At 57.3% G+C, this 24,044-nt stretch carries 19 protein-coding genes; 10 read left to right on the top strand and 9 right to left on the bottom strand.

All coding sequences use genetic code 11. The annotated features are described in order from the left end of the window. Positions 1 to 89 precede the first annotated feature (89 nt). Positions 90 to 995: a LysR family transcriptional regulator gene (locus tag ACP7B0_RS06990; RefSeq protein WP_426140352.1), complete on the top strand. Its 906-nt coding sequence runs from the start codon at positions 90 to 92 to the stop codon at positions 993 to 995. Between the two features lie 234 nt (positions 996 to 1,229). Here ACP7B0_RS06990 and ACP7B0_RS06985 read toward each other — a convergent pair whose 3' ends face one another. Continuing rightward, positions 1,230 to 2,207, bottom strand: a complete 978-nt coding sequence (locus ACP7B0_RS06985) for a GlxA family transcriptional regulator (protein ID WP_426140350.1) — start codon at positions 2,205 to 2,207, stop codon at positions 1,230 to 1,232. A 233-nt stretch (positions 2,208 to 2,440) separates the two neighbouring features. Between ACP7B0_RS06985 and ACP7B0_RS06980 the strand changes: the two genes are divergently transcribed. From ACP7B0_RS06980 to ACP7B0_RS06965, 4 genes are all read left to right on the top strand, one after another. Then, positions 2,441 to 3,331 (top strand): MBL fold metallo-hydrolase, encoded by an 891-nt coding sequence (locus ACP7B0_RS06980; protein WP_426140349.1) that lies wholly within the window; start codon positions 2,441 to 2,443, stop codon positions 3,329 to 3,331. 163 nt (positions 3,332 to 3,494) lie between these two features. Next, positions 3,495 to 4,040, top strand: coding sequence for a cysteine hydrolase family protein (locus ACP7B0_RS06975; RefSeq protein WP_426140348.1), 546 nt, complete (start codon positions 3,495 to 3,497; stop codon positions 4,038 to 4,040). A 520-nt stretch (positions 4,041 to 4,560) separates the two neighbouring features. After that, complete coding sequence (locus ACP7B0_RS06970) at positions 4,561 to 4,731, top strand: hypothetical protein (protein WP_426140347.1); 171 nt, start codon at positions 4,561 to 4,563, stop codon at positions 4,729 to 4,731. 242 nt (positions 4,732 to 4,973) lie between these two features. Next, complete coding sequence (locus ACP7B0_RS06965) at positions 4,974 to 6,479, top strand: MDR family MFS transporter (RefSeq protein WP_426140346.1); 1,506 nt, start codon at positions 4,974 to 4,976, stop codon at positions 6,477 to 6,479. Between the two features lie 81 nt (positions 6,480 to 6,560). Here ACP7B0_RS06965 and ACP7B0_RS06960 read toward each other — a convergent pair whose 3' ends face one another. The 3 genes from ACP7B0_RS06960 to ACP7B0_RS06950 form a co-directional block, all read right to left on the bottom strand. After that, complete coding sequence (locus ACP7B0_RS06960; protein ID WP_426140344.1) at positions 6,561 to 7,424, bottom strand: cache domain-containing protein; 864 nt, start codon at positions 7,422 to 7,424, stop codon at positions 6,561 to 6,563. Between the two features lie 96 nt (positions 7,425 to 7,520). Further along, positions 7,521 to 8,645, bottom strand: a complete 1,125-nt coding sequence (locus ACP7B0_RS06955) for a DUF3396 domain-containing protein (RefSeq protein ID WP_426140343.1) — start codon at positions 8,643 to 8,645, stop codon at positions 7,521 to 7,523. 392 nt (positions 8,646 to 9,037) lie between these two features. Next, entirely contained in the window at positions 9,038 to 9,670 is a 633-nt protein-coding gene (locus ACP7B0_RS06950) for a TetR family transcriptional regulator (RefSeq protein ID WP_426140341.1), read from the bottom strand. Between the two features lie 246 nt (positions 9,671 to 9,916). Here ACP7B0_RS06950 and ACP7B0_RS06945 point away from each other — a divergent pair, with 246 nt between their 5' ends. From ACP7B0_RS06945 to ACP7B0_RS06935, 3 genes are read left to right on the top strand one after another with little or no spacing between them, the layout of a single operon-like run. Beyond that, positions 9,917 to 11,077, top strand: coding sequence for an efflux RND transporter periplasmic adaptor subunit (locus ACP7B0_RS06945; RefSeq protein WP_426140340.1), 1,161 nt, complete (start codon positions 9,917 to 9,919; stop codon positions 11,075 to 11,077). A 3-nt stretch (positions 11,078 to 11,080) separates the two neighbouring features. Further along, positions 11,081 to 14,215: an efflux RND transporter permease subunit gene (locus ACP7B0_RS06940; RefSeq protein ID WP_426140339.1), complete on the top strand. Its 3,135-nt coding sequence runs from the start codon at positions 11,081 to 11,083 to the stop codon at positions 14,213 to 14,215. Further along, the gene (locus tag ACP7B0_RS06935; RefSeq protein ID WP_426140338.1) at positions 14,212 to 15,672 is read left to right on the top strand and encodes an AdeC/AdeK/OprM family multidrug efflux complex outer membrane factor; all 1,461 of its coding nucleotides are present in this window, start codon (positions 14,212 to 14,214) and stop codon (positions 15,670 to 15,672) included. Before ACP7B0_RS06940 ends, ACP7B0_RS06935 begins: the two co-directional genes overlap by 4 nt. 80 nt (positions 15,673 to 15,752) lie before the next feature. On the opposite strand, the gene ACP7B0_RS06930 is transcribed toward ACP7B0_RS06935, so the two are convergent. The 5 genes from ACP7B0_RS06930 to pcaR form a co-directional block, all read right to left on the bottom strand. Further along, a complete protein-coding gene (locus ACP7B0_RS06930; RefSeq protein ID WP_426140337.1) occupies positions 15,753 to 17,042 on the bottom strand; it encodes an MFS family transporter in 1,290 nt (429 codons plus the stop codon). Positions 17,043 to 17,410: 368 nt separating this feature from the next. Then, positions 17,411 to 18,613: a 3-oxoadipyl-CoA thiolase gene (gene pcaF / locus ACP7B0_RS06925; protein ID WP_426140336.1), complete on the bottom strand. Its 1,203-nt coding sequence runs from the start codon at positions 18,611 to 18,613 to the stop codon at positions 17,411 to 17,413. Then, entirely contained in the window at positions 18,610 to 19,389 is a 780-nt protein-coding gene (locus ACP7B0_RS06920; protein WP_426140334.1) for a CoA-transferase subunit beta, read from the bottom strand. The genes pcaF and ACP7B0_RS06920 overlap by 4 nt, the downstream gene beginning before the upstream one ends. Next, positions 19,386 to 20,255 (bottom strand): CoA transferase subunit A, encoded by an 870-nt coding sequence (locus ACP7B0_RS06915; protein ID WP_426140333.1) that lies wholly within the window; start codon positions 20,253 to 20,255, stop codon positions 19,386 to 19,388. Before ACP7B0_RS06915 ends, ACP7B0_RS06920 begins: the two co-directional genes overlap by 4 nt. A 145-nt stretch (positions 20,256 to 20,400) precedes the next feature. Then, positions 20,401 to 21,243, bottom strand: coding sequence for a pca regulon transcriptional regulator PcaR (gene pcaR, locus ACP7B0_RS06910; protein ID WP_426140332.1), 843 nt, complete (start codon positions 21,241 to 21,243; stop codon positions 20,401 to 20,403). A gap of 847 nt (positions 21,244 to 22,090) precedes the next feature. Here pcaR and ACP7B0_RS06905 point away from each other — a divergent pair. Further along, positions 22,091 to 22,288 carry a hypothetical protein gene (locus ACP7B0_RS06905; RefSeq protein ID WP_426140331.1) on the top strand — a complete coding sequence of 66 codons (198 nt, stop codon included), beginning with the start codon at positions 22,091 to 22,093 and terminating at the stop codon, positions 22,286 to 22,288. Between the two features lie 237 nt (positions 22,289 to 22,525). Next, positions 22,526 to 23,998, top strand: coding sequence for an inorganic phosphate transporter (locus tag ACP7B0_RS06900; RefSeq protein ID WP_426140330.1), 1,473 nt, complete (start codon positions 22,526 to 22,528; stop codon positions 23,996 to 23,998). The last annotated feature ends 46 nt before the right edge of the window (positions 23,999 to 24,044 follow it).

The raw sequence follows: 24,044 nt of genomic DNA, 5'->3' as shown, positions 1-24,044 counted from the left end.
TTATGCACAACTTGAGAACCACTCTACTGAGTCCGAAATGCGCTATAAATCATGCTGATCTGAACGCTCTGTTATCTATCTGGTGAACAATGCCAAATCTCCAGGCACTTTTGATTTTTGCCCGCGTTGCGGAAATGATGAGTTTCACACGTGCGGCTGAAAGCCTAGGAATGCAGAAGGGACGGGTGTCGACGGTGATTCGTGGGCTGGAACGAGAGTTGGGCGCGACCCTCCTGCACAGAACGACACGCAGCGTGCAATTGACCGAAGACGGACGTACTTTCTATGCACGCGCACGTGACCTGCTGGCCGAAGCTCAGGACGTGCAGTCTATGTTCGCGAACAACGGCGCACCCCTGAGGGGGAGATTGCGCGTAGATATGCCGACTGAGTTGGCAAAGACCGTCGTGATTCCCGCTCTGCCGCAACTGCTCAATGTGAACCCTGAGTTAGAGCTTGAGCTGTCCAGCACAGATCGTCGGGTCGATCTCGTCCAGGAAGGGTTCGATTGCGTAATCCGTCTCGGGCCAATCATTGACGACAGGCTGATCGCCCGCTCGCTGGGCAAGTTGCGCATGATGAACGCGGCGAGCCCAAGCTATCTGGCAAAGTACGGCATACCGCAAACACTTGACGACCTCCTCATCCAAGGTCACCAGATGGTTCACTACACGCCGACACTCGGCGCCCGACTTGCTGGATGGGAATATCCGGAGGGTGATGGCTATGCATCGCTTGCACTGCCAGGGGCGATGCAAGTGAATAACGTGCAGACCTATCATGCTGCGGGCCTGGCGGGGATTGGACTGATTCAGGCCGGTTATTTGGCCCTTGCGCACCACATAAAAAACGGCAATCTGGTGGAAATTCTGCCCGATCTACGACCCGAGCCGCTGGCTGCGTCGCTGGTAGTCGCGCATCGGCGTAACCTTTCGCAACGCGTCCGGGCCTTCATGACTTGGATTGAGAGTGTACTGGAACCCTATTTTGATTAGCCGCTTGAGTGGGCAACATGTGACCTGGTCACTTGTCTCACGCCGGCTGCTTGCAAGACGTATTTGCCATACGCTTACACTGCATGCATCTGCAGATTCGGAAAATCAACGGAGCCTCATTCACTCTCGCACTCAAAGACAATTTTTCGGGATCTAGAAACCAGTAGCCCTATATTTATAGGTTGCTGTTAATGCATGGTATCGGGCCGAGGACCTGAAAAAGCCCCCAGTTCTTTATGCTTTTTCTTCTGGCTTCATTTCACGAAAAAACATTCGCCGATACTCAGAAGGCGAAGTGCCGAGATGAGCGCCGAATTGTTGCCTCAAGGATAAGGGCGTTCCAAAACCTGCCTCACCCGCAACGCATTCAATCGGTAGGTCAGTCGTTTCAAGCAGTTCTTGAGCCCTGACGACTCGCTCAGCATTCAACCATTTAGAGACGGTACTGCCAGTGGCCTCCCTAAAGCGCCGAGTAAACGTGCGCCTGCTCATTTTCGCTCTGTCTGCCAGGACGTCGAGCGATAGATCATTGGCCAGGTTCATTCGGGCCCATGCCAGTACATCAGACAAATGAGTCTCGCTAGATAATTGCGGCACAGGATGTTCTACGTATTGAGCCTGCCCTCCTTGCCTATGCGGCGGCGTCACCAGCATCTTCGCGGTGCGATTCGCCACATCAGCACCGAGCTTCTGGCGTATCAGATGCAGGCAACAATCGATTGCCGCCACGGTTCCCGCAGAGGTCATGATATTGCCATCACTGACATAGAGCACCTCGGGCCTGAAACGAACTTCAGGGAAGCGTCGCGCAAACTCGTCTCTGACGGCCCAGTGAGTGGTTGCTTCTTTCCCATCGAGCAGCCCGGCATCTCCGAGCACGAATGCTCCCAGACATAACCCGACCAAGAGCTTGCCTTGGGCATTAGCGAGCTGGAGAGCATTCACTAGCGGTGCAGATGCAGCGACCGATTGATCACCCCACGCGGGAATGACAATGACGTCCGATGCCTCCATCAGCTCCAGGCCATGAGTGACCTCCAGGCCGATGCCTTGGTCGCTACTCACCATTCCCGGCGTCTCTGCGCAGTAACTGACCTCGTACTGAGGCTCACCCGGTGCGGATTGTGCCGTACCCAGCACCACTCCCGGCACAGAAAGATGAAACAGGCTCACGCCGTCAAAAGCTAAAACAGCTACACGTATGGATTGCATCAGGCAGCCTCGGATTTGCCGTGTACTTGCTATCGAACGCACACAGAAATGATGAGCGACCGTTCACAGAGACGTATTTTCATGGATGGAGGTACATCGTTCCTTCATCTCACATTTCCGGACGACGCGCATCACTTGGCCCGATTATATCGAAATATGTCATTCAGGCCACTGTCAGGCCTCAAAGCATTCGGCAAGAATGGTGTCCTCGATGCATCAACAGGATTAATTTCATGAATCTTAGAACGCTTCCTCTTGCCCTCAGCATTGCTTGCGCTGCGGCCACCACAACGGCATTTGCGGGCTCAAACGTCCTTAAGGCGCCTGACGCATCCCATAAAGTGGACTTGCAGCAAATTCGTAACGCGACGGTGAAAATCTCCTACGGCGCTACGACCTTCCTGATCGACCCGATGCTAGCCAAAAAGGGAACCTACCCAGGGTTTGAAAACACCTACCGGAGCAACCTCCGTAATCCCCTGGTTGATCTAACCGAATCGCCTACCGAAGTTATCTCAGGTGTCGATGCAGTGATCGTTACTCATACGCATCTTGACCACTGGGACGATGCTGCACAAAAAGCGCTGCCTAAAGACATCCCTTTGTTCACTCAGCATGAAGAAGATGCGCAGCTGATTCGTTCTCAAGGTTTCAAGAATGTACGCGTACTGACGGATGAAGCTGAATTCGGCGGCGTCAAAATCACCAAAACCGGTGGTCAGCATGGCACCGACGAAATGTATGCCGTGCCAGCCCTCGCGAAACCTCTGGGCGAAGCAATGGGCGTCGTTTTTCAAGCGCCAGGCTACAAGACCCTGTACCTCGCCGGTGACACTATCTGGCGTAAAGAGGTCGACCAAGCCATCGAGCAATATCACCCCGAGGTCATCGTACTCAACGCTGGCAAAGCAAAAATGACGGGGTATGAAGGCGCGATCATCATGGGTGAGGAGGATGTCCTGCGCGCTTCACAGGCCGCGAAGAACGCGAAAATCGTCGCTGTGCACATGGACGCAGTCAACCATATGTCCCTGACCCGCGAGGAATTGCGCACCTACGTCAAAAAGCAGGGTATCGAGAGTCGTGTAGACATACCGGAAGACGGCGCTTCGTTGGAGTTTTGATTTAAAGCATCGGGAGCTGCTGTTGAAGTCGGCTCGTAAGCACCCATAAGCGACTGGGTGCTCACAACGAGAAGTGGTTCATTCAACGGCCCACTTTTACGCAGCCTGTGAGAGGCAGATCAGCCTTCACAAAATCAAATGAGTGACTTAATTGGAGAGCGTTATGAAACGAGGCCTTGTAGTAGTTGATCTGCAAAACGAATACCTGCCGACCGGCAAATTGCCTTTGTCCGGGATCGAAGCAGCTGTGGCGAATGCTTGCCGAGTGATTAGCCACGCGCGGGATGCAGGCATTCCGGTTTTTCACATACGGCATGAATCCGATAATGAGGGAGCCACGATATTTATCAAGGGATCTGGTGGAGCGGAAATTCAGACCGCTGTAGCTCCTGTTGGTCAAGAACCTGTAATCGTTAAAAAGCACATCAACGCCTTCAGAGACACTGATCTCAAGAAGCAACTGGATGCTTTCGATGTTCAGGATATCGTGGTGGTAGGTGCGATGAGCCATATGTGCATCGACGCTGTAGTGCGTGCCGCAGCGGACATGGGTTATCCGGTTACTGTGCTGCATGATGCTTGCGCCACCCTGGATCTCTCATTTCGCGGCGTAACCGTGCCTGCCGCTCAAGCGCATGCGGCGATGATGGCAGCATTTGAGTTCGGCTATGCCACCGTTAAATCTGTAAACGAGTACCTCTCGGCTTAAACGCGTAACGGCCCGGTTTTTCGGAGCCCGTGCGGGCTCCTTTTAGTTTCTGGTCATGATCGGGCGAGCTACACGAAAGCGGTTTGCCTCCCCCCGACTTACATGGCTCGGGTAAATGACGCAGGCGAGCATATACGGCTCACGTGAAGTCCTCAAATCCTAGGCAGCTGTCAGTTGTTTTCCGACGGCATCAAGATTCCGTAACGATTTTTAACGCGTAGGCTCTGCTGCGGTGAAAATAATTACAAACGCCAATCGAGACCGTACCAGCCAGTCATGCTGGGTACTCCAAGTGATTTTGTACCTAGTGACTTTCGCGGCAAATTCAATTTTTTGCCGTCAGGCGTTGATGGAGGGGCAAATCGATCCCGAGTCATTTACGGCAAAACCTGCCTATAACGGGAAGTGGCACATTGGTGCTCTGCTAGAGCTTTTCTGTCCTACGTGCTTTTAGAAGCTGTCCTACAATTTCCTCAATTCCCTTCAGCACTGCTTTAGTAGTCGGAATGAGGAAAGCGTCATGAATATAAAAACAAGAAAGTGCCTGGCTGTACTGGGTGTCACCGCTATCGTTGCCCTTTACGCGGCGGGCGCTTACCGGATTGAACTGATCCGCGAGGCACCGCGGGTGGCCAGTTGCAGCTTTGGTCATTGCGTCCCGACGGATGCCACCCTCAGCGCGTTGCGATGACGCGCCCTCGTTGAGATGAACCGCTACGCGCCCTGAAGGGCGGCGGTTATCAGGGTTTAAACGGTGCCGCAGACGAGTGCTTTGCGCTGCTGATGATCGTTTACGGATAAGTCCCCCGCGCAAGATTTTCAATCTTCTGGAATTGTGCAAGGCAGCTATCGGTTAGCAAGCTACCGGTTTAGACTGACGGCTTTCATCTGTCGTCCTTGCGACAGGTCAACACAGTCGGATCAGGTTCTGCCTTGACCAGTCTTAATCAAACCACGCCCTCTATCCGCAGCGTTCTGTTCGCCTTGATGATGGCCGTGTTCCTCAGCGCGCTGGACCAGACCATCGTCGCTGTGTCCATGCCTGCCATCTCCGCGCAATTCAAGGATTTTGACCTGCTGGCCTGGGTGATTTCCGCCTATATGGTGGCACTCACGGTTGCGGTGCCCATCTACGGCAAGCTGGGCGATTTGTACGGACGTCGCAAGCTGATGCTCTTCGGGCTGGGTCTGTTCACGCTGGCGTCATTGTTTTGCGGCGTGGCGCAAAGCATGGAGCAGTTGGTGGTGGCGCGGATCATCCAGGGCATCGGGGCTGGCGGTATGGTGTCGGTCAGCCAGGCCATCATTGGCGACATCGTCCCGCCTCGCGAACGCGGTCGTTATCAGGGTTATTTCAGCAGCATGTACGCCGTCGCCAGCGTCGCCGGTCCGGTGCTGGGCGGGTTCATGACCGAATACCTGTCATGGCGCTGGGTGTTTCTGATCAACCTGCCGCTAGGCCTGATCGCCTGGTGGATCGCCAAACGCACGCTGATTGGCCTTCCCGTTCCGCAGCGCAAACCCATTATTGATTACGCCGGCACGGTGCTGATGATCGTCGGTCTCACCTCACTGTTGCTCGGCATCACCGAAATCGGCCAGGGCCACAGTTGGCGCAGCGATGAAGTGCTCTTGCTGCTGGGTGTCGCCATGCTGGCGCTGTTGGCATTCGTTCTCTATGAACGGCGCACGCAGGAGCCCTTACTGCCCATGCACCTGTTTGCCAATCGCAGCGCAGTGCTGTGCTGGTGCACGATCTTCTTTACCAGTTTCCAGGCCATTTCGCTGATTGTGCTCGTGCCCCTGCGCTTTCAGACCGTGACCGGCGGCGGCGCCGACAGCGCGGCGCTGCACCTTGTGCCGCTGGCGATGGGTATGCCGATGGGTGCTTATTTCGCGGGCCGTCGCACGTCCCTGACCGGGCGGTACAAACCACTGATTCTGACCGGTGCGCTGCTGACGCCGGTGGCGATCCTCGGCATGGCATTCACGCCGCCGCAGTCGTGGCTGCTCACCAGTGTGTTCATGGTGCTCACCGGTTTTGCCAGTGGCATGCAGTTTCCGACTTCACTGGTCGGCACGCAGAACTCGGTGGCACCGCAGGACATCGGCGTAGCGACCAGCACAACCAACCTGTTTCGTTCACTGGGCGGTGCGGTGGGCGTGGCGATGATGTCCGCCCTGTTGCTGGCCATGCTTCAAGGGACAGACCTGCGTCATGTCGGCGCGACCATGGGCGTCGAAGGCGGATCCAGCAGTGTACTCATGGACAGCCTCAATGCAGCCAGCGGCCCCGCATTAGAAGCCTTGCGCAGCGAACTGGCGTCGACCTTCCAGTACCTGTTGATGATCAGCGCGGCCGTATCCCTGCTCGGATTGGCTGCCGCGCTGTCAATGCCCAATCATTTATTGCGGGGGCGAGAGCATCGGGAGGCATAAGCGCCTCCCCTGTGTCATTGACACTGCATTGTCAGCAGGCCCGGCACTTGGCCCGCGCTCGCCGTGCCGCTTTTGCGCCTCTCACTTGCTGTAGTAACCCACTGCCACCAGATAGTTATCCACCTTGCGCACATAGGCGTGCTTGTTTTCCACTTTGTTGGTAACCGGATTGCGCCAGCGGTATTCATATTCGCCCGCATCCTGTTTGCCTATCAGCGCCAGGATCGGCTCGCCCACAGGTTTGCCCTCGGGGTCCTTGACCTTGCTGAAGTCGGTGTTGATCAGACGCAGGTTGGTGCCGTGGGCGACGTAGCGGTCGGTGGTCAGATCAACCACGAAAACATACAGGTCGTCCTGCAGGAACCCGCCCGTGAGGCTGTTGATAGCGGTCAGCGTGCCCTTGCGGTCACGACTCAGTTCCATGACAGCCTTGTCCAGCAATGCCCTGGCCTGTTCAGGTGATGCGCGCGGCACGTAGTACCCCACTGCCAGGATGCGCTCGCCCACCCGCTGAAAGTACACGCGTTTAGGTTCCACCTTGCCGTCTGCCCAGTTCTTCCAACGGTACTGCGCCTGCTGGATGCCCTGGGTTTCCGGGGTTTGCAGCGCTTGCTTGAACACCTTCTGCAAGTCCGGTTCCAGCACTTGAGAAACATCCCGGCCAATCAGCACAACCGAAGGTCCCCCGCTGGCCAGCATCACACCCTTGGTATCGACCACAAACACATAGCGCTCACCATCGACAAATTCACCCTGGCGGCTGAATTCGGCAAAGGCTTTGTCGCCCTCCTGCTCATAACGCTGTACGGCTTTTTCCAGCAACGCTTTGGCGGCGGGTCCCTGCTCGGGACTCTCTGCGCCCGCCGATGCTTGCCCCAACCACGTGAGACACACTAACCCCAGGACAGCTTTTGCGAGCCCGATACTGCGTGGCGATAACAGCATTGCCGATACCTCTTTTATTGATTTGCACAGAGCTTAGCCAATAACCGGCCCATAACGAACCATTCACAGGATCGCGGCGCACATAAGATAAGCCGCTCAGTCTGCCCAGAACCATTGTGTCCGCTCGGGCTTGAGGTGCGCGAACGTCGGCATGACTTCGCCCCGCGTAAAAAAACGCCGAGAACGCGCCCTGGCGTTGCTGAACCAGTTGCCCGTTTCAGGACAAGGCTGACCGGCATTGACCGCCGGCTTGGGCTTGTCGTCAAGGCGTGCATACCATTGCGCGGTCGTCTCTTCGGTGAAGCATGGCCCCGCGACGGGATAGGGATGCAGACAGCCCGTGTCCTGAAGACGGACCGGCTTGAGTACTTTGTTCACCGCCCTGTAGGCCAGCGGTGGCGTCCGTGTTGCAGGCATCAGATCCGGTAGCGCCCCGGCCCGGATCATCAACCCGCCATCGTAGGAATGAAACGTGACATCACTGTAGGGACTCAATGTGCCGCGCAGCCAATCGTTACCGCCCAATTGCTTGACGAAGCGCTGCCCCAGAACCGTGTACCAACTGACCCCCTTGATCCGGTTGAGCAGGCGCAGGCTTTCTATATGCGGACCGGAATCGACCATCAAGCCGTTGTAGTCCTGGATCAGACGATACTCCAGGGGCAGATAACGATGTCCATCCGCTGGCAGGATGCACGCCAGCCCGCCATAACCATGTTCGGCCTGAACCTGACCGCACAGAAACCTGATCCAGTCTTCGTACCGTTGAGCGCCGCCATTTTCGGCCAGGTATGTCCAGGGCAGCACCATCTTCAGGCAACAAAGATCAGTGTCTGCCTGCCCTTGAGCCGTGCTCGTCACGCATATCTGATGGGTCGCCACTTGCGATGCATCGGCGCTCGACAGCGACCATAGCAGCGGCTCATCGGCTGAGCTTTGCAGAATCTGCCGTCGACAACGGGTGAAGCTACTCGCCGATAATCTGCGCACACGCAGATACGACTGCCAATTGAGAAACGGCCGGAAGGCATCGTGGAAACGAGCGAAGCAGGCGTCGATCCGGCTCTTGGCATCCAGCGTATGGCCCTGCCTGAAGTAAAGCGTCGTAATCAAGCCGAGACGGACAATAGGCACCGCTTGTCCCGAGTTGATTGCCAGACGATCAGCCCCCTCCCTGAGCCGGTCCATCAAGTCCACGGTTTCAGAAAAAGTGTCCGGCACGAGCGCTCCTCCCCCACATCCCGCAACGGTGGGATGGAATGACTGCAAGGCGTGAACCGATAGTAAGAACTTTGTCGCGAACGACAGGGCATATGAGCGCCAGGGTGCCCGAAAACATGCAAAATCTTCCCGTTCATGTTTGCTTGGCGCAAAGAGTGAAGGGAGTTGGGCAGAGGAGCAATACGCGGGAATTAGTTTGGGAAATCAGCTACACGTTTCAAGAAATGTCTTACTGACGTCCTACAAAAAGGGACTACTCAGCAAACGATTTTCCCGAAATTTCATCATGGCATTGCGCCCAACATCGCGTAAGCCGGCGTACACTCCCTGCGCATGGCCCGAATTTCGTCAGAGAGGCCTGCACGGTCCGTAGCGTGTTTAAGGCACTCTAATCAGTTCCGCAATGCAGGGCTCAGACGTAACATGTCCAGGCCAGCTTCCACCCACTGCTCCGCATGCTGACTGAGTGAATAACTGTCAGGAATCAGCAACCACTGGCCGATCATGCCATCGATGTAGGCGTGCAACGTGATCGAAGCCCGCACGATGTCCAGATTTTCCGGGAGCTGGCCTTTACGAACGGCGTTATTCAGGGCAACCCCGATCCGGTCGTTGCACTCCAGGGCGCTGGCCTGACGCTGGCGACGGAAGTCGCACATTTCATCGGTGAATTCGCATTTATGAAACAGGATTTCATTGATGCGACGGGTTTTCGGGTCCAGGGCAATTTGATGAAACAGATGAATCAGCAGTTTTTTCATGCATCCCAGCGGGTCTTCTTCATCCTCGCTTTCGCTGGCCTGAGCCAGTTGTTCAAGGGGTTCCTGCAGGCTGTCAAGCATCGCCTGCACCAGATCAGCCTTGTTACTGAAGTGCCAATAGATGGCACCCCGAGTCACCCCCGCAATCGTTGCGATGTCCGCGAGGGTCGTACGCGCAACGCCTCGCTCATAGAATGCCTGTTCGGCAGCCTCCAGAATCTGGCTGCGAGTGACCTGAGCTTCCTCTTTGGTGCGACGGACCATGGCAGTAAAACCTCAATCAAGATGCCTGAACCTGCCAATCGACAGTTCCCAAGCAAAACCGGGCAGCATTTGTATTGCCTTGTCCCGAACCTACACTCCCAATAATGCGGCCGAATGATGCAGGGAGGGTATTTACAAACAGCCGTGAATGTAAGTATATTCATTAGCTTCCTACTTATCCAGCCGGAAAACACTTTTCACCCTTAACCTTTCTTGAGCACTCAGGCTCCTGACCCGAGGATCTTCATGCAATTCAAGCCAGCTGTTACCGTTCTGGTCACTGCCATCGCCCTGGCCACCTTGCTCGGCGGGTGCAGTAAAAAAGAAGAGGCGGCCCCTGCTCCGCCGCCACCTCAGGTTGGTGTGGTCACCCTGAAAACCCAACCGTATACCCTGATCTCGGATCTGCCCGGCCGAACCACGGCGTTCCGCATCGCGGAAGTTCGCCCGCAGGTCGATGGCATCATCCTCAAACGTCTGTTCACCGAAGGCGGGGACGTCAAGGCCGGCCAGCAGCTGTATCAGATTGATCCAGCCCTGTACGAAGCCACGGCCAACAGCGCCAAGGCGGCCTGGCAATCGGCTAAATCGCTGGCCGATCGTTATAAGCAGTTGGTGAACGAGCAAGCCGTCAGCCGTCAGGAATACGACACGGCCCTGGCCGACAGCCTGACCGCCCAGGCCACGTACCAGACGGCCCAGATCAACCTGCGTTACACCAAAGTGCTGGCACCTATTTCGGGTCGCATTGGTCGCTCGTCTGTCACTGAAGGTGCCTTGGTCAGCAGCGCGCAGACAGATGCCATGGCAACGATTCAGCAACTGGACCCTATCTACGTCGATGTGGTGCAGTCTTCAGCAGACATGCTCAAGCTGCGCGCCGAACTCGACAAAGGCAAACTGCAGAAAGTCGGTGACAACGCGGCCAAGGTCAAGCTGACCCTGGAAGACAACAGCGAGTATCCGCTGGAAGGGAAACTGGAATTTGCTGAAGTCTCCGTGGACGAAACCACCGGTTCCGTGACCTTGCGCGCCGTGTTCCCGAACCCGGAACACCGTTTGTTGCCAGGCATGTTCGTTCATGCGCGTCTGCAGGCCGGCGTCAACGCCGCAGCGATTCTGGCGCCACAACAGGGCATTACACGCGACCTTAAAGGCACCCCGACCGCACTGATTGTCAACAAGGACAACAAGGTCGAGCTGCGTACGTTGGTGGCCAATCGCACAGTAGGAAGCGACTGGTTGATCGAAAAAGGCCTGGAAGCCGGAGACCGTGTGATTACCGAAGGTCTGCAGTACGTCAAACCAGGCGCAGAAGTGAAGGTCGCAGAAGCAACCAATGTCACGTCGGCAAACCCGGCACCTGCCCCGGCCACTGAAAAAGCCGCAGGCAGCAAAGGGGAGTAATTCATGTCGAAATTTTTTATCGACCGTCCGATTTTCGCGTGGGTAATTGCCCTCGTGATCATGCTGGTCGGGGCTTTATCGATCCTCAAGTTGCCGATCAACCAGTACCCGAGCATTGCGCCGACGGCCATTTCGATCGCGGTAACCTATCCGGGCGCTTCTGCGCAGACCGTGCAGGACACCGTGGTTCAGGTGATCGAGCAGCAACTCAACGGTATCGACAACCTGCGTTATGTTGGCTCGGAAAGTAACTCCGACGGCAGCATGACCATCACTGCAACGTTCAACCAGGGCACCGACCCGGACACCGCGCAGGTTCAGGTTCAGAACAAGCTCAACCTGGCCACGCCACTCTTGCCGCAGGAAGTACAGCAGCAAGGTATCCGGGTAACCAAGGCAGTGAAAAACTTCCTGATGGTGATCGGCCTGGTTTCTGAAGATGGCAGCATGGGCAGGGAAGACCTGGCCAACTACATCGTCTCGAACATGCAGGACCCGATCTCCCGTACCGCCGGTGTGGGTGACTTTCAGGTGTTCGGTGCCCAGTACGCCATGCGCATCTGGCTCGATCCGGCCAAGCTGAACAACTTCCAGCTGACGCCTGTGGACGTCGACACAGCCATTACCGCGCAGAACGTGCAGGTTTCATCCGGCCAATTGGGCGGTTTGCCAGCGCTGCCGGGCCAACAGCTCAACGCGACCATCATCGGCAAGACCCGTCTGCAGACGCCTGAACAGTTCGGCAACATCTTCCTGAAAGTGAATCAGGATGGCTCCCAGGTCCGCCTGCGAGATGTCGCCCGTATCGAACTGGGTGGTGAAAGCTATAGCACCGACGCGCAGTTCAACGGCAAGCCGGCTTCAGGCCTGGCAATCAAGCTGGCGACCGGCGCCAACGCGCTGGACACCGCCAAAGCGATCCGCACGACGATTTCCCAGCTCGAACCGTTCTTCCCGCCGGGCATGAAAGTCGTCTATCCGTATGACACCACACCAGTGGTCAGCGAGTCGATTTCCGGCGTGGTTCACACCCTGGCCGAAGCGATTGTGCTGGTGTTCCTGGTGATGTACCTGTTCCTGCAAAACTTCCGCGCCACGATCATCACCACGATGACGGTGCCGGTGGTACTGCTGGGTACGTTCGGCATCCTCGCGGCCTTTGGTTTCACCATCAACACCCTGACCATGTTCGGCATGATCCTGGCCATCGGCTTGTTGGTGGACGATGCGATCGTGGTGGTGGAGAACGTCGAACGGGTAATGGACGAGGAAAAGCTATCCCCGCGGGAAGCCACCATCAAGTCCATGGACCAGATCCAGGGCGCGCTGGTCGGTATCGCGATGGTGCTGTCGGCAGTACTGCTGCCCATGGCGTTCTTCGATGGCTCCACCGGTGTGATCTACAGGCAGTTCTCGATCACCATTGTCTCGGCCATGGCCCTTTCGGTGCTTGTAGCACTGATCTTTACCCCGGCCTTGTGCGCCACCATGCTCAAGCCTATCGACCATGAGAAACACGGTCAGCCTAAACGCGGCTTCTTCGGCTGGTTCAACCGGACGTTTGATCGCAGCGTTCGCAGCTATGAACGCGGCGTGGGTAATATGCTCAAGCACCGCCTGCCGGCGTTTCTGGTCTACCTGCTGATTTTCGCTGGCATGATCTGGATGTTTACCCGCATTCCATCGGCCTTCCTGCCGGAAGAGGACCAGGGTGTGATCTTTGCCCAGGTGCAGACACCGGCCGGCTCTTCGTCCGAGCGCACCCAGGCTGTCATCGACAAGATGCGTACCTACCTGCTGGAAAAGGAATCCGGCGCCGTAGCCTCTGTATTCACCGTAAACGGCTTCAACTTCGCCGGCCGCGGTCAGAGTTCGGCACTGGCCTTTATCATGCTCAAGCCGTGGGGAGACCGTTCCTCCGAGAACAGCGTCTTTGCGCTGGCCCAGCGGGCCCAGGCGCACTTCTTCGGTTTCCGTGACGCCATGGTATTTGCCGTGGTGCCTCCTGCGGTACTGGAACTGGGTAACGCCACCGGTTTCGACATCTTCCTGCAGGACCAGGGCGGTGTCGGTCATGCCAAGTTAATGGAAGCTCGCAACCAGTTCCTCGGCATGGCGTCCCAAAGCAAGATCCTGGCGGGCGTACGTCCAAACGGCTTGAATGACGAGCCGCAGTACCAGTTGACCATCGACGACGAGCGCGCCAGTGCCTTGGGCATCACGTTGTCGGATATCAACAACACGTTGTCCATCGCGCTGGGTGGCAGCTACGTCAACGACTTCATCGACCGCGGTCGCGTCAAAAAGGTTTATATCCAGGGTGAAGCAAGCGCCCGCATGAGCCCTGAAGACCTGAAAAAGTGGTACGTGCGCAACGCCAGCGGCGAGATGGTGCCATTCGCTTCGTTCGCCACCGGCACATGGGTCTACGGCTCGCCGAAACTGTCACGCTATAACGGCGTAGCCGCTGAAGAAGTGCTCGGTACCCCTGCCCCAGGGTATAGCTCCGGTGACGCCATGACCGAAGTCGAAGCGCTGGTCAAGAAACTGCCGCCTGGCATCGGTTACTCGTGGACCGGTCTGTCGTACGAAGAGCGTCTGTCCGGCTCGCAAGCGCCTGCGCTTTATGCGCTGTCGCTGCTGGTGGTATTCCTCTGTCTCGCGGCGCTGTATGAAAGCTGGTCGATCCCCATCGCCGTATTGCTGGTGGTTCCGCTCGGGGTCATCGGTGCGTTGATGGCAACGAGCCTGCGCGGTTTGTCCAACGACGTGTTCTTCCAGGTGGGCCTGTTGGTAACGGTGGGCCTGGCGGCGAAGAACGCGATCCTGATCGTGGAATTCGCCAAGGAACTGCATGAACAAGGTAAGAGCCTTGTGGATGCCGCGATCGAAGCCTGCCGGATGCGTCTGCGACCGATTATCATGACGTCCATGGCGTTCATCCTCGGGGTTGTACCTCTGGCCATTTCCACGGGCGCGGGTTCGGGCAGTCAACATTCGATCGGTACCGGCGTAATCGGCGGTATGATCACAGCCGTTGTCCTGGCGATCTTCTGGGTACCGTTGTTCTTCGTTTCGGTATCCTCGCTGTTCAAGGGAAAACAGAAAGAAACCCCACATGATGAGGCTGGCCAATGAGCAAGTCCCTGATCTCTCTGGCGGTCACCGCGTTCATTCTCGGCGGCTGTTCGTTGATCCCCGAGTACAATCAGCCTGCCGCACCGGTCGCAACGCAGTATCCGCAAGGTCCGGCGTATTCGCCGACCGAAGCGGCCAATGTTGCGGCGGCGGAACAAGGCTGGCGTCAGTTTTTCCATGACCCGGCCCTGCAACAGCTGATCCAGACCGCGCTGATCAACAACCGCGACTTGCGCGTCGCGGCGCTGAACATCGAGGCCTACCGCGCGCAGTACCGTATCCAGCGCGCCGATCTGTTCCCGGCCGTATCGGCCGATGGCAGCGGCAGCCGTCAACGGGTGCCCGCCGATCTGTCGACAAGCGGCCAGTCAGGCATCTCCAGCCAGTACTCGGCCACTCTGGGTATCAGTTCCTACGAGCTGGACCTTTTCGGTCGTGTGCGCAGCCTGAGCGAACAAGCGCTGGAAACCTACTTCTCCAGCGAAGAAGCGCGTCGCAGCACACAGATCAGTCTTGTGGCGAGCGTTGCCAATGCCTATATGACCTGGCAAGCCGATAAAGAACTGCTCAAGCTGACTCAGGACACCCTGAAGGCCTATGAGGAGAGCTTCCGTCTCACCTCACGCAGCAATGAAGTCGGCGTGTCGTCGGCGCTGGATCTGAGCCAGGCGCGAACCTCGGTGGAAAGCGCCCGGGTTTCCCTGGCGAAGTATCAACGTCAGGTCGCCCAGGACCTTAACAGCCTGGTTCTGTTGCTCGGCACGGGCCTGCCCGACAACCTGCCACCTGCGCAGCCGTTGAGCGCCGAGCTCTTGAGCCCTTTGCCAGCCGGCCTGCCTTCCGACCTGTTGCAGCGTCGCCCTGACATTCTCGAAGCGGAACACACGCTCAAAGCCGCCAATGCCAACATCGGCGCGGCACGGGCGGCGTTCTTCCCGAGCATCACCCTCACGGCTAACGCAGGTACGACCAGCACGGACTTGTCCGGTCTGTTTAAGGGAGGTTCGGGCACCTGGCTGTTCCAGCCGAGCATCAGTATCCCGATCTTCAACGCCGGTAATCTGCGCGCGAGCCTCGACTATTCGAAAATCCAGAAAGACATCAACGTCGCCAACTACGAGAAGGCGATTCAGACAGGATTCCAGGAAGTCTCCGATGGTCTTGCTGCACGCAAAACCTACACGGAACAGCTGCAGGCCCAACGTGATTTCGTCGACGCCAACCAGGATTACTACCGTCTGGCAGAACGTCGTTACCGGATCGGTATCGACAGCAACCTGACCTTCCTCGACGCCCAGCGCTCGTTGTTCAGCGCGCAGCAGTCGTTGATTACCGATCGCCTGTCTCAGCTCACCAGTGAGGTCAATCTGTACAAGGCCTTGGGTGGTGGCTGGTACGAGCAGACCGGGCAGAACAAGCCAATCTCCAAAGAGAAGCCGAGCGTTCAGCTGTTCTGATCCCCGTGTGATAAAAAACCCACCGAGTCGGTGGGTTTTTTTTGTTCGCAAATCGCGACCGAAACAGGCGCGCAGGGTGATCAGAGATCGTGATGCAGATACGCCGGTTGTTTCGGCAAGCGCAGGCTGAACAGGAACGCGATCGCCATCATGGCGGTAACGTACCAATAGAAATTGCTCTCCACTCCCATGTTCTTCAGGTTCAGCGCGACGTACTCCGCGGAGCCACCGAACACCGCGTTGGCCACCGCATACGCCAGGCCCACACCCAACGCACGAACCTGCGGCGGGAACATTTCGGCTTTCACCAGGCCACTGATGGACGTGTAGAAACTGACGATCGCCAAGGCAAAGGTTATCAGCACAAAGGCCAGGAACGGATTGGTGGTGGTTTTGAGGGTCATCAGAATCGGCACGGTGCACAGCGTACCCAGCGCGCCGAACCACAGCATCGAATTACGCCGACCGATCTTGTCCGCCAGCATCCCGAACAGCGGCTGCATGCACATATAAAGGAAGAGCGCCCCGGTCATGATGTAGCTGGCGGTCTTGGGATTCATACCGCCGGTATTCACCAGGTACTTCTGCATGTAGGTGGTGAAGGTGTAGAAAATCAGTGAGCCACCCGCCGTGTAACCCAGCACGGTAATAAATGCTGCCTTGTGATCACGGAACAATGCACCGATGCTGCCGGCGTCCTTGTCCTGACGGCTCTCGGCCGTGGTGGTTTCTTTCAGGCTGCGGCGCAGAAACAGCGAAATCACCGCCGCAACAGCACCAATGACGAAGGGAATCCGCCAGCCGTAGGCACGCAACTCTTCGGTGCTCAGGAACTGCTGCATGATGACCACCGTCAGCACGGCCAGCAATTGACCGCCGATCAGTGTCACGTACTGGAAAGAAGCGAAAAAGCCGCGCTGCCCTTTCAATGCGACTTCGCTCATGTAGGTCGCGGTGGTGCCGTACTCACCGCCCACCGACAACCCCTGGATCAGACGTGCCAGCAACAGCAGCGCGGGTGCCCATGCACCAATCGACGCATAGGTCGGCAGACAGGCGATGATCAGCGAACCGGCGCACATCATCATCACCGCAATCATCATCGAGCTTTTACGGCCATGCTTGTCGGCCACCCGACCGAACAACCAGCCCCCGATAGGACGCATCAGAAACCCGGCGGCGAATACGCCTGCGGTGTTGAGCAACTGGACGGTAGGATCATCGGAAGGAAAAAAAGCAGGTGCGAAGTAGATGGCGCAGAAGGCATAGACATAAAAATCGAACCATTCAACGAGGTTGCCTGAAGAAGCCCCCACGATGGCAAATATCCTCTTGCTGCGCTCTTCACCTGTGTAATGCGTTGTTGTCATTGTTTTCCCCAAAGTGTTAACCATTCAGACACAATCAGTAACATTATTGCGCGGCAACACACAACTTTTGATGGATAGCCACGGCGTCGCTCCAACGGTTCCTCAACCGGAGAAGGAACTGATGCAATTGGCGCCGTAGCTCAAGGCGTAGGGTCACCGGCTTCAGAGGCCAGTAAAGCCTCTGCATCTGTGTCGTAAGCGATGCAGCCTTCCCGGCTAAAGCCGGTCCCACAAGGGAAGTGAGCATTTCCCATAGCGCGCTCCAACGGTTTTTTTGCTGCCCCACAAAAACAATGACCCAAGCCATCGATTTGCCTGTTTGTGGAGGCAGTCGACGACTCGGGTAATTGAACCGTTTGGGCGTAGGGTTAACGCTCGATGGCCAATGCCAAGCCCTGCCCTACCCCGACACACATAGTGGCCAACGCTCGCCGGCCGCCGCTTTTTTCCAGTTGATGCAACGCCGTCAAGACCAGACGGGCACCGCTCATGCCCAATGGATGCCCCAAGGCAATGGCACCACCGTTAGGATTGACCTGCGGTGCATCGTCGGCCAGACCCAGTTCGCGTAGCACTGCCAGGCCCTGGCTGGCGAACGCTTCGTTGAGCTCGATCACATCAAAATCCGCCACTGCCAACCCCAGTCGTTCCACCAGCTTGCTCACTGCAGGCACCGGTCCGATGCCCATGACCCGCGGAGCGACTCCGGCGCTGGCCATGCCGAGGATCCGCGCCCGAGGGGTCAGCCCATGTTTTTTTACCGCTTCGGCTGATGCCAGAATCAGCGCTGCCGCGCCATCGTTGACGCCCGACGCGTTGCCCGCCGTGACCGTCTTGTCAGGACCATTGACCGGTTTGAGTTTGCTCAGGGTTTCCAGGCTGGTGTCAGCGCGGGGATGTTCATCCTGCTCGACGACGGTTTCGCCTTTCTTGTGGGCAACACGTACGGCAACGATTTCCTCTTTGAAAAAGCCCGCAGCCTGGGCAGCGGCAGTCCGCTGCTGGCTGCGCAGGGCGAAAGCGTCCTGATCGGCTCGAGAAATCCTGAAATCATCGGCCACGTTGTCACCGGTTTGCGGCATCGAGTCGACGCCGTACTGTTCTTTCATCAGCGGGTTGATAAAGCGCCAGCCAATGGTGGTGTCTTCCAGTTTCATATTGCGCGAAAACGCTGCATCGGCCTTGCCCATGACGAAGGGCGCACGGGACATGGACTCGACGCCTCCCGCAATCGCCAGCTCCATCTCGCCACTGGCAATGGCGCGGAACGCTGTACCGATAGCGTCCATACCCGAAGCGCAGAGCCGGTTGAGCGTCACGCCAGGGATGGTTTCCGGCAGCCCCGCCAACAACGCCGCCATACGCGCGACATTGCGATTGTCCTCGCCGGCCTGGTTGGCGCAGCCGAAGAACACTTCGTCAACCTCGCTCCAGTTCACCGAGGGGTTGCGCTCCATCAGTGCCTTGATGGGCACGGCGGCCAGATCGTCGGCGCGCACGCTGGACAACCCGCCGCCGAAGCGACCGATAGGGGTGCGGATCGCATCACAGATAAACACTTCACGCATCACGCTTCTCCCGGCGCCTGACCGTGAGCGGCAGCGGTTCGCGCTTCCAGATCACGCAGTGCGTTCAATTCGATATCGGTAGGCTCGGCGGAATACTCGACGTCGTCCGCAAAGCGAACCTCCCAGCCGGTGGCGGCAATCACTTGTTCACGCGTGACACCAGGGTGCAACGTCGTGACCACAAACTCATGGGTGCCCGCTTCAGGCTCCATGATGCACAGGTCGGTAATGATCCCCACCGGCCCGGCACCTGGCAGCCCCAGACGCTTGCGCGAGTCGCCGCCTTCGCCATGGCCCACGGATGTAATGAAATCGAGCTTGTTGACGAACGCACGGGCGGACTGCTTGAGGATGATCAGCACCTGCTTGGCGGAACCTGCGATTTCCGGCGCACCGCCGGCCCCCGGCAGACGTACTTTCGGGTGGTGATAATCGCCCACTACCGTGGTGTTGATGTTGCCGAAACGGTCGACTTGCGCCGCCCCCAGAAAGCCCACATCCACCCGCCCGCCTTGCAACCAGTAACGAAAGATTTCGCTGGTGGACACCACGGTATCAGCGGTTTCCGCCAGTTCGCCGTCGCCAATGGACAGCGGCAGGACCGAAGGTTTGGCGCCAATCGGGCCGGACTCATAGATCAACACCACGTCCGGTGACGACGTCAGGCGCGCCAGGTTGGCGGCCTTGGACGGCAAGCCGATGCCGACAAAACAGACAGCTCCGTTGCGCAGGCGACGGGCAGCGGCGATCGTCATCATTTCATTGGTGGAGTAGTTCATTGTTTTGCCTCCGATGCGGCCAACGTGCTCAGCAACTTCGTCCGGAACTCGCTGAAGTCCTGGGTGCCATGGATGTACTCATCGATCCAGGCGGTGAAGCTTTCGCGATCACGGGCGATGGGGTCCCAGGCCTGATAGAAACGGTTGTCACGCTCGTAGTAACCATGGGCATAAGAAGGATGAGCACCACCCGGCACCACGCACACTGCGCTCAAGGCCCAGGTCGGCAGCACGCAGGCATTCATGGGAGCCTTGAGGTCATCGACGATTTCTTCCACCGTCACGATGCAACGCTTGGCGGCCAGTGCTGCTTCCTTTTGCACACCGAGAATGCCCCATAGCAAGACGTTGCCTTTGCGGTCGGCTTTCTGGGCGTGAATCACCGTGACGTCAGGGCGTACAGCGGGAACGGCAGCAAGGACTTCGCCAGTGAACGGGCACGTCACGGTCTTGATCAGCGGATTGACCTTGGGCAGGTCGGAGCCGGCATAGGCACGCAGCACGGCGAACGGCAGCCCGGACGCGCCGGCCACATAAGCGTTAGCCAGATCGGCGTGGCTGTGCTCTTCGATTTCAATCGCGTGAGGCCACTGTTTTTCGACGGCATCGCGCAGGCGATGCAGCGAGCCGACCCCCGGATTGCCGCCCCATGAAAAAATCAGGCGCCTGGCGCATCCGGCACCGATCAGTTGGTCATAAATCAGATCCGGCGTCATGCGCACCAGCGTCAGGTGCTTTTTGCCTTGGCGGATGATTTCGTGGCCCACCGCAGTGGGGATCAAATGCGTGAAGCCTTCCAGCGCAACGGTGTCGCCATCGTTGACGAATTGCTTCACGGCGTCGCGTAGAGAAAGTATTTCAGCCATGAAAAGGTGCTCCCGAACTCAGCTCTTGTCATTGAACAGCGCAAACTGTCTGCGCTGGAATGCAGCTGAGGTTATGCCGGGGCACCGAGGCAAACAATCCGATAATCGACTAACCGTTCGTTAATCGCACAAGATTATTGACGGATCAGGTGAACAGTTGAGTACTCAAATCCCGACTGGCATCCAGCATGATCGGCAGAAAACGCTGTTCAAGGTCGCTACGCGGCACCCGCCCCGCGCTGGTACTGACGTTCAGCGCTGCCAACACTTGCCCGGAGGCGTCATACACCGGCACGGCGATGGAACGCAAGCCTTGCTCCAGCTCCTGATCGACAATGCACCACCCTTGCTGGCGAACCTGCTGCAGGCACTCGAGCAATTCCTGATGGGTGCGGATGGTACGACTGGTCTTGGGCTGCAAGTCCACGTGATCCAGGTACTCGCGAAGGGACACATCATCCAGCGCCGCCAACAGAATCCGGCCCATGGACGTGCAATAAGCCGGAAGCCGACCGCCTACTGCCAGGTCAACGGAGATCAGGCGCTGGGTGGTGGCCGAACGGGCGATGTACAGAATGTCGTCACCTTCGAGGGTCGCCATGTTGCACGCCTCATGCAGCAAGTCGCTCATCCGGTCCAGATAAGGCTGGGACGAAACCGCCAGGGGCGTCGAAGACAAATAGGCATGCCCCAGGGTCAGCACTTTGGGCAGCAGTGAATAGGTGCGCCCGTCAGTCGTTGCGTAACCGAGCTTGATCAGCGTCAACAAACAGCGGCGCACAGCCGCACGAGGGATTTCCGTCCGATGGCTGATCTGGGCAATCGTCAAATGACGTTTGCGCTCCTGAAAGGCATGTATCACGGCCAGCCCCCTCGCCAGGGAGGTCATGAAGTCCGGGTCGCCGGTAAAGGCCTGAATGCGCTTGGCGGGCGATGCCACGATGGGCGGAGCCAGCGAGGCAAAAGAATTGCGCAGTTCGTCGTTCATCATCAATACCTTTACCCATACTCTTCAGGCCTTATATACCGCCGCTTTCAGACGTTTAGAACCCCTCTGGCTCACGGCGCTTTGGGCGATTATCGAACAACTGGCCGATAATCGCAATTGACCCGCAGCAAAGATACTTATACCTTTCATGTGCCAATAAGTGGCTTCTTGGAAAATACTGGTCAGGTACCCACTGAGAAGTCCTAGGCGCGGCCTTGCCACTCGCAAGGCCGTTTTTATTCCAGGCCGTTGACCGCTCGTCGCCCACCTCCTGCACGCGCCTGAACCGAAACAGTCGGGCACTTAATAGTCAACTATCCACCCATTGCAAAAAACCGTCAGAATCCTGACCGGCAATTCCAGTAACAGGCCTTATGAAAGTTTCGTCATATTCATCCCCCACCTGAACTTCAGAATATTCGTACACAAAAATAGCCGTCATTGAATCCCACGGGTAATCTCTCCTCACATATAGTTGACGAGACCGAAGTTCTTGGAGATAGTGTTCGCCAATTGGCTGGCAATAACGATTCGCGGTGAGCGCAAGGCGCGCTTTCCTGCGCAGCGCTCATTCCGATGATCACTCCGCGACTTCTCGTCATGCGGGTATAGGTTGCCGCCAATGTAACCAAAGCGTATGCAACTTGACACTATGTCGCTACGACAGCTTTGTTTCTGGTGTCCGTAGCCGCGAGCAGCAACCAGACGTTCAGCCCCATGTTCTCGCCCCAGGGTATCTGTACTGGCCAATCAGCCATAACAGCTTCGTCCGCCGGGATGAGCACGTGCGATGACCTCCGCGCTTCGCGATCACACCAGAGTTAATTCCACTTAATCAGGTAACACTGTGACCAAAGATGAACTGCGCGCGGAACTTGAGCGCAAGGAACAACGCTTCAAGGATGTTTACGGCGGGGAAATCATCACCTACGCCGCGCAACCAGAGCCAGAGCGCAAGCCATGGCGAAAAAAGGCCAGTCTTCTGGATCAGGCTTTCAAGCAAGAATTGCAGAAGATGGAAAAAGACTTGAAGGAAGAGATCTGAAGTCCTGAGAACCACGCACGCTGCGTTTGGCGAGCACGGTTTGAACCCTCTTCCAGGCAATTATTTGCCAGGGTTGCAATTATGAAAATGTGCATTACAGCCTACCCACTCAATTCAGGGGCGGGGCGCGTTTGCATAAATTTTCGTTGCAGTGAGCGACCAGTGAGCAGCTGATACATCGATCAGTCATTTTTCTGTCATAATCCCGCCCCCTTCAGACCGGGTCAGAAAACCTTCATGATCGATTTATTCAGCGGGCTAGATGCTTGGGTACTTGTGAGCTTGCTGCTTGCCCTGGCGTTCGTCCTCACGTTCGAGTTCATCAACGGCTTTCATGACACCGCCAACGCGGTGGCGACAGTCATTTACACCAAAGCCATGCCGCCTCATCTGGCCGTGTTCTCTTCGGGCGTGTTCAATTTTCTCGGCGTTCTGCTGGGTGGGGTTGGCGTGGCGTATGCCATCGTTCACTTGCTGCCGGTGGAGTTGCTGATCAACGTGAATACCGGACATGGCCTTGCCATGGTGTTCTCACTGTTGGCCGCGGCGATTACCTGGAACCTGGGAACCTGGTACTTCGGTATTCCAGCCTCCAGCTCGCACACATTGATCGGTTCGATTCTGGGTGTGGGCCTGGCCAATGCCTTGATCAATGACATCCCGCTGGCCGATGGCGTGAACTGGCAGAAAGCGATTGATATCGGCGCTTCGCTGGTGTTCTCGCCGCTGGCAGGTTTCCTTGTCGCCGCGCTGGTGCTTATCGGGCTCAAATGGTGGCGCCCGAACTCCAAGATGCACAAGACACCTGAACAGCGCCGCAAGCTTGATGACAAAAAGCACCCGCCGTTCTGGAATCGCCTGGTGTTGGTGATTTCCGCGATGGCCGTGAGCTTTGTCCACGGTTCCAACGACGGTCAAAAAGGTATCGGCCTGATCATGCTCGTATTGATCGGCATCGTACCCAGCCAGTTTGTCCTTGACCTGGGCAGCACCACTTACCAGATCGAACGAACCCGGGATGCCACCCTGCACCTGAGCCAGTTCTATAAGCGCAACAGCGCGACGCTGGGTGAATTCCTGGCATTGGGCAAAGCAGAGAAAGGCGATCTTCCGGCCAGCGCAAGCTGCAACCCCGACCAGACCGAGCCGACCATCGACGCGCTGCTCGACACCTTGAAAGGCGTTGCGGACTATCACTCGCTGCCTTCGGAACGCCGTATCGAAGTGCGCCGTTACCTGCTCTGCCTGGATGACACGGCACGCAAGGTCGCCAAGCTGCCATCCTTGAGCGCACGTGAAAAATCCGACTTGGAAAAGCTGCGTAAAGACCTGACGGTCACCACCGAATACGCCCCTTTCTGGGTGATTCTGGCTGTCGCGCTGGCGTTGGGCATCGGCACCATGGTCGGCTGGAAGCGCGTTGTGCTGACCATCGGGGAGAAGATCGGCAAGCAAGGCATGACCTACGCACAAGGCATGTCGGCCCAGATCACCACCGCCTGCGCAATCGCCATGGCTAACGTGTTCAGCCTGCCGGTTTCCACGACACACATTCTGTCGTCCGGCGTGGCCGGGACCATGGTGGCGAACAAAAGCGGCCTGCAAGGCGGCACGGTTCGCACCATCCTGCTGGCCTGGGTCCTGACCCTGCCGGCGACTGTCGGACTCTCGGCCGGTCTGTTCTGGCTGGCCTCCAAAGTACTGGCTTGATCGCCGCCGAGTCAGGGAATATCGCCATCGCGGACACGCCGCGATG

This window comes from Pseudomonas sp. DWP3-1-2, from assembly GCF_049896285.1.
Lineage (GTDB): Bacteria > Pseudomonadota > Gammaproteobacteria > Pseudomonadales > Pseudomonadaceae > Aquipseudomonas.
This window is presented reverse-complemented; position numbering and strand designations above follow the sequence as displayed.